This is a genomic window from Rhodoplanes roseus (assembly GCF_003258865.1).
Classification (GTDB): Bacteria; Pseudomonadota; Alphaproteobacteria; order Rhizobiales; family Xanthobacteraceae; genus Rhodoplanes; species Rhodoplanes roseus.
In genome coordinates this window covers 29,982-36,258 of record NZ_NPEX01000003.1, presented here as the reverse complement: position 1 = coordinate 36,258, position 6,277 = coordinate 29,982, and the positions used below count along the sequence as shown (strand labels likewise).

4 protein-coding genes are annotated in these 6,277 nt (G+C 71.5%); 1 reads left to right on the top strand and 3 read right to left on the bottom strand.

The genetic code is table 11. The features are described from left to right. Nucleotides 1-66 precede the first annotated feature (66 nt). Complete coding sequence (locus tag CH341_RS00905) at nt 67-1,569, top strand: aldehyde dehydrogenase family protein (RefSeq protein WP_111417185.1); 1,503 nt, start codon at nt 67-69, stop codon at nt 1,567-1,569. A gap of 37 nt (nt 1,570-1,606) precedes the next feature. On the opposite strand, the gene CH341_RS00900 is transcribed toward CH341_RS00905, so the two are convergent. The 3 genes from CH341_RS00900 to CH341_RS00890 form a co-directional block, all read right to left on the bottom strand. Further along, nucleotides 1,607-2,842: a xanthine dehydrogenase family Fe-S subunit gene (locus CH341_RS00900; RefSeq protein ID WP_111417155.1), complete on the bottom strand. Its 1,236-nt coding sequence runs from the start codon at nt 2,840-2,842 to the stop codon at nt 1,607-1,609. Next, a complete protein-coding gene (locus tag CH341_RS00895; RefSeq protein WP_111417154.1) occupies nt 2,839-3,666 on the bottom strand; it encodes an FAD binding domain-containing protein in 828 nt (275 codons plus the stop codon). Before CH341_RS00895 ends, CH341_RS00900 begins: the two co-directional genes overlap by 4 nt. Before the next feature lie 192 nt (nt 3,667-3,858). Next, nucleotides 3,859-6,204 carry a xanthine dehydrogenase family protein molybdopterin-binding subunit gene (locus CH341_RS00890; RefSeq protein ID WP_111417184.1) on the bottom strand — a complete coding sequence of 782 codons (2,346 nt, stop codon included), beginning with the start codon at nt 6,202-6,204 and terminating at the stop codon, nt 3,859-3,861. Nucleotides 6,205-6,277 lie beyond the last annotated feature (73 nt).

Genomic DNA, 6,277 nt, shown 5'->3' with positions numbered 1-6,277 from the left:
CGGCGGCGGACGCCGCCCGGCCGGTCGCCGTCGCCTCCTGATCCTCGCCCGCCTGGAAAACTTGCCATGACAACGCTCGTCTCGCCGTCGGCGCTCGCCGCCATCGCGCTGAAGCTGCCGGTTTCGCGCGGCGTCTATTACGGCGGCGCCTGGCATGCGCCCAGGACCGGCCGTGAGGTCGAGCAGATCAATCCCGGCACCGGAGAGTCGCTCGGTGCGGTCGCCGACTGCGGCGCCGAGGACGTCGACGCGGCGGTCGTGGCGGCCAAGGCCGCCTTCAAGGGGTGGCGCCGCGTGCCGCCGCTGGAGCGCGCCAGGATGCTGCGCGAGATCGCCCGGGTGCTGCGCGACAATGCCGGCGAGCTGGCGATGCTCGACGCGGCCGACTGCGGCAACCCGGTCGCCGAGATGATCATGGACGCCACCATCGCGGCCGCCCAGATGGAGTTCTTCGCCGGCCTCGTCACCGAGATGAAGGGGCATTCGATCCCGATGGGGCCGGACCGGCTGAACTTCTCGGTGCGCGAGCCGCTCGGGGTCGTCGGCCGCATCGTGCCGTTCAACCATCCCTTCATGTTCGTCGCCGGCAAGGCAGCGGCGCCGCTCGCCGCCGGCAACACCGTGGTGATGAAGCCGCCCGAGCAGGCGCCGCTCTCCTCGCTGCGCCTGGCGGAGCTGATCGACGGCATCCTGCCTCCCGGCGTGTTCAACGTCGTTCCGGGCGGACGCGACGCCGGGGCGCGGCTGGCGAGCCATCCGGACATCGCCAAGATCGCGCTGATCGGCAGCGCCGCCACGGGGCGCGCCGTGATGCGGGCCGCCGCCGACACGCTCAAGGGCGTGCTGCTCGAGCTGGGCGGTAAGAACGCGCTGGTCGCCTGGCCGGACGCCGATCCCGACGCGGTCGCCGCCGGCCTGGTCGGCGGGATGAACTTCACCTGGTGCGGCCAGTCCTGCGGCTCCACCAGCCGGGCCTTCGTCCACGCCGACATCTACGACGCCGTGCTGGAGCGCGTCGCAGTGAAGATCCGTCACTGGAAGCCGGGCGTGCCGACCGATCCGGCGACCACCATGGGCGCCATCATCTCGAAGGTGCAGTACGACCGTGTGCTCGACTACATCGCGTCCGCCAAGGCCGAGGGCGCGCGCCTCGTGTCGGGCGGCGGCCGGCCGAGCGACCCGGCGCTCGCCAAAGGGCTCTTCATCGAGCCGACCGTGTTCGCCGAGGTGACGCCGGCGATGCGCATCTTCAAGGAGGAGATCTTCGGGCCCGTCGTCGGCGTGATCCGATGGACCGACGAGGCCGCGATGCTCGACCAGGTCAACGCCGTCGAGTACGGGCTGACGGCGTCGATCTGGACCAACGATCTGACGACGGCGCACCGCGCAGCCGCGGCGATCGAGGCGGGCTACATCTGGGTCAACGACACCAGCAAGCACTTCTTGGGCGCGCCGTTCGGCGGCTACAAGCAGTCCGGCATCGGCCGCGAGGAATGCCTGGATGAGCTCCTGTCGTTCACCCAGGAGAAGAACATCAACATCAATCTCGCGGTGTCGCCGAAGGGGTGAGGCGGACGGAGCCCGCCGGCGCGGGCGCGCGAACCGATCAGCTCCCGCGCCCGAGCGCCTGTATCACCGCCCGCCTGATCCGGCCGAACAGGACGCCCAGCACCAGCGACACGCCGCCGAGCTCGGCGGGCGCGACCGCGGCGCCGTCGGGAGCGCGCAGGCGGGCGTCGAGATTGCGGGCGAAGGCTTCGCCGATCCGGGCGACGAGGTCGCGGACGAGATCCGAGCGGCCGAACTGCGCCAGCGGACCCTGCAGCGTGAAGGCGATGACGCAATCGACGCGCGTGGCGGCGCTGGTCCCGCCCGTGGCGTCGGACAGCGTATACGCGACGCGTCCGGAGGCGCGGGAGCCGCTCTTGCGGTCGCTGCCGCGGCCGGTGATCTCCATCCGGTGCGCGGCGTCGTCACGGGCGAAGGCGCCTTCGCCGGAGAAGCCGGCCGAGATCGGCCCGAGCTTCACCTCCATGCGTCCCGTGAGGCGGTCGTCGGCGGTCGGCGGATCGAGCGTCAGGCCCGGCATGCAGCCGGCGACCTTTTCGGGATCCCGCATCAGCGCCCACACGGCGTCGCGCGGGTGATCGAGGGCGAAGCCCTCGGTGAAGCGGGTCTCGCCGTTCTCCACCGTGACGGGCCCGACCTCGACCTTGATCGGACGCGACGGCGCGGCGAGGGGCGTCGTCTTGACGGCCGGAGCTTTGGCCGGCGCCGGAGCGGCGCGGGTCGCTGCCGAAGCCGCGGCCGTAGGAGGCGTCGTCGCGCCCGGCCCCGGTGCGGGCCCGACCCAGCGGCCGTCCGCCAGCACCGGAACGGCGGGCGCTTCCGCCGCCACGGTCTCGATCGCCTCGATGATGCCGGCATAGCCGGTGCAACGGCACAGGTTGCCGCTCATCTCGGTGCGGATGTCGAGATCGGGCTCGGCGGCCTTGCGGCGGACCAGGTCGCGCGCCGCGATCAGCATGCCGGGCGTGCAGTAGCCGCACTGCAGCGCGTGCGACGTCGAGAACGCCGTGCGCATGCGCGCCATCAGCGGATCGTCGTCGAAGCTCTCGATGGTGCGCACCTTGGCGCCGTCGCAGGCGACCGCGAAGGTGATGCAGGAGCGCGAGATCTCGCCGTCGATCTCGACCGTGCAGGCGCCGCAGACGCCGTGCTCACAGCCGATGTGAGTTCCCGTCAGCAGGAGCTGCTCGCGCAAGAAGTCGGCCAGATGGGTGCGCGGCTTGACGTCGGCCGTCACGGTCTTGCCGTTGACCTCGATCGTGACGGTGGTCATCGGCGAATCTCCTCGACGGCGCGGCGCACCGCGGCGACATGCAGGCGCATCTTGAACTCGTCTCCGGTGAGGCCCGCTTCGATCAGCATGTCGCGGGTCGCGCCGGGGTCGGCGAAGCGCTCGAGCAGGCGCGCGCCGGCACCGCGGCTCGCCTCGATCACCACGGGCCGGCCGCCGCCGGCGCCCGCCACCACGCGGCAGACGCCGCGCTCGGGGTCCAGCACGGCGACGCCCATGGCCTCGGCGAACTCGCCGGTCTTGCGGCAGATCTTCTCGAAGCCGAAGCGGGCCGCCGGCGAGAAGCGCGGGATGCGCACGCCGTCGAGAATCTCGCCGGGCTCCAGCGCCGTGCTCATGGCACCGCGGATGAACTCCTCCACCGGCACGCGCCGCTGCGCGCCACCGGCGCCGGTCAGCAGAACCTCGGCGCCGAGGGCGGTCAGGGTCGAGACCCAGTCGGCCGCCGGATCGGCATGGGCCAGGCTGCCGCCGATGGTCCCGCGCGACCGCACCGCCCGATAGGCGATGCCGCGCGCCACCCGCGCCAGGAAGCCGTGCGTCGGATCGGCGACCCGCCGATCCTCGATCGCGGCGTGCGTCACGACGGCGCCGAGCGTGATCGCGTCGGCGCTCTCCTCGACGCGGCCGAGATCCGCGATGCGGGTGACGTCGACGAGCAGCGCGGGCTGCGCCAGCCGCAGGTTCAGCATCGGCCCCAGCGACTGGCCGCCGGCCATGATCTTGGCGTCGCCGTCGCCGGCGAGCAGCGCGCAGGCCTCCGCGACGCTCGCGGGCCGGACATAGTCGAATGCTGCGGCTTTCATGCGAGATCCGCCTGATCGGTTTCCGTCATTCCGGGGCGCCTTTGCACCGATGCGCGCCTCATGGTGAGGAGCGCTCCGAAGGAGCGCGTCTCGAACCATGTGGCCGCCCCCGCCCTTCGAGACGCGCCCTTCGGGCGCTCCTCAGGGTGAGGGCGGAACGAGATCGTTCGTCGGCGGGGCAGCGTATGGCTTTCATTCCGCGGCCTCGCGGGCTTGCGCTGCCGTGATCGCGTCGACGATGCGGCGTGGCGTGACGGGCGACATCAGCAGCTCGGCGCCGAGATCGTGCAGGGCGTCGTTGACGGCGTTGGTGAGCGCGGCCGGCGGCGCGATGGCGCCGCCCTCGCCGATGCCCTTCTGGCCGAAGCGCGTGTAGGGCGAGGGCGTTTCCATGTGCAGGATTTTCAGCTTCGGCATCTCGGTCGGGCCGGGGAGCAGATAGTCGGAGAGCGTCGAGGCGAGCGGCTGGCCGCGGTCGTCATAGGGCATCTCCTCGTAGAAGGCGGTGCCGATGCCCTGCGCGGTGCCGCCGATGATCTGCCCGTCGACGATCATCGGGTTCACCAGCACGCCACCGTCCTCGACGATGACGTAGTCGAGGATCTCGGTCTCGCCCGTCTCGGTGTCGACCGCCACGACGGCGGCATGGGCCGCGTAGCTGAACGTGCCGGTGTCGCGCTGCGCCTTGTAGCCGGCCGTCACCTCCAGGCCGCCGGGATCGACGTCGCGCGGCAGATCCTGCGGCCGTCGATACCAGGTGCGGGCGATTTCCGAGACCGCGATGCGGCCGCTCGGCCCGACGACCTCGCCGTTCTCCAGCCGCACCGCCGCGGCATCGGCCTGCAGCAGCGCGGCGCCGATGCGCTTCAGCCGGTCGGCGAGGGCATCGCAGGCGGTGGCGACGGCGCCGCCCGACATGATCATGCAGCGTGAGCCCCAGGTGCCGGTGGAGTAGGGGGTCAGCGCCGTGTCGCCGTGCACCAGCCTGATCTTGTCGTGCGGCACGCCGAGGATCGAATGAGCGACCTGCGACAGCGTCGTCTCCAGCCCCTGTCCGTGGCTGTGCGCGCCGATCCTCAGCTCCAGCCCGCCGTCCGGCGTGAAACGCGCCTGGCACTGCTCGTGGCCCGGCACCATCGGGATGCCCCAGGCCGAGTAGACGCTGGTGCCGTGGCCGGCCTGCTCCGCATACATGGCGAAGCCGACGCCGATGCGGCGCCGGTCCGCTTCGCCCTGCTTCTGGCGGGCTCGCACGCCTTCCAGATCGATCGCCGCGATGGCGCGGCGCAGCGCCTCCGGATAGTCGCCGGAATCGAAGTGGCGTTTGGCGATGTTGTCGAACGGCATCTGCTCGGGCCGCACCAGGCTGTTCAGGCGCAGCTCGGTCGGCTCGATGCCGATCTCTCGCGCCAGCGCGTCCAGCGTCACCTCCAAGGCGAAACAGGCGCCGGTGCGGGCGACGCCGCGATAGGGCAGGATCGGCGGCTTGTTGGTGGCGACCGAATGGACGCGGCAGCGATAGTGCGGGAAGTCGTAGAGGCCGGGCAGGATGCTGCCGATCTGGCCGCCTTCCAGGCAAGCCGAAAACGGATAGGCCGAGTAGGCGCCGCAATCGACGCTCGCCTCGCAGTCGAGACCGAGCAGACGTCCGTCGGAGTCCGCATAGGCGGTGAGACGATAATGGTGCTCGCGACAGTCGGCGCCGGCCACCAGGTTCTCGCGGCGGTCCTCCAGCCAGCGCAGCGGCGTGCCGAAGCGGCGCGTGCCGAAGGCGAGCGCCACCTCCTCGGGCAGCAGGATGCCCTTGTAGCCGAAGCCGCCGCCGACATCCGGCGCGATGACGCGGATCTGCCCCTCGTCCAGGCCGAGGCATTCGGCGAGACCGGAGCGGACGACATGCGGCTGCTGGGTGGAGGAGTGGATCACCAGCTGGCCGAGCCGGCTGTCCCACTCGGCGACGACGCCGCGGCCTTCCATCGGGCTCATCGCCTGGCGCGCGGTGCGCAGCTCGCGCGTCACGCTGTAGGTGGCCTTCTGCTTCAGCTCCGCGGAGCTCACGTCGGTGAGCGAGACCAGGAAGAGATTGTCGCCCCACGGCTCGTGCAGCAGCGGCGCGCCGGGCTCGCGTCCCGCCAGCATGTCGGTGACGGCCGGCAGCTCCTCGAACTCGACCTCGATCTCGGCCGCGATGTCCTCGGCCTCGGCGCGGGTCGGCGCGACGCACATGGCGATCAGCTCGCCGACATGGCGCACGCGCGTCTCCGCCAGCACCGGCTGGGTGGACGACTTGAAGCCCGGCAGCGTCGTGTCGGCCCTGATCTGACGCACCGCGGCGATGTCGGCGGCGAGCAGGACGCGGCCGCGCAAGGCCTCCGGCACCCGGACCGAGAGGATCTTCGCGTGCGCCAGCGGGCTGCGCAGGAAAGCGACGTCCTGCTGGCCGGCGAGCCGGATGTCGCCGACATAGCGGCCGCGACCGCGCATGTAGCGGTCGTCCTCCTTGCGGATCAGCCGCGCCCCGATGCCGGTGTCGGTCATGTCGTTGGTCCGCTGCTGATCACGGGAGGCCTCGATCATGGTGTGAATGACAAGCGGGCTTCGCAGTATCGAA

Excerpts from the sequence above, each read along its gene's own strand:
- CH341_RS00905 (WP_111417185.1), top strand. The coding sequence starts at position 67 with ATGACAACGCTCGTCTCGCCGTCGGCGCTCGCCGCCATCGCGCTGAAG.
- CH341_RS00895 (WP_111417154.1), bottom strand. The coding sequence starts at position 3,666 with ATGAAAGCCGCAGCATTCGACTATGTCCGGCCCGCGAGCGTCGCGGAG.
- CH341_RS00890 (WP_111417184.1), bottom strand. The coding sequence starts at position 6,204 with ATGACCGACACCGGCATCGGGGCGCGGCTGATCCGCAAGGAGGACGAC.
- CH341_RS00900 (WP_111417155.1), bottom strand. The coding sequence starts at position 2,842 with ATGACCACCGTCACGATCGAGGTCAACGGCAAGACCGTGACGGCCGAC.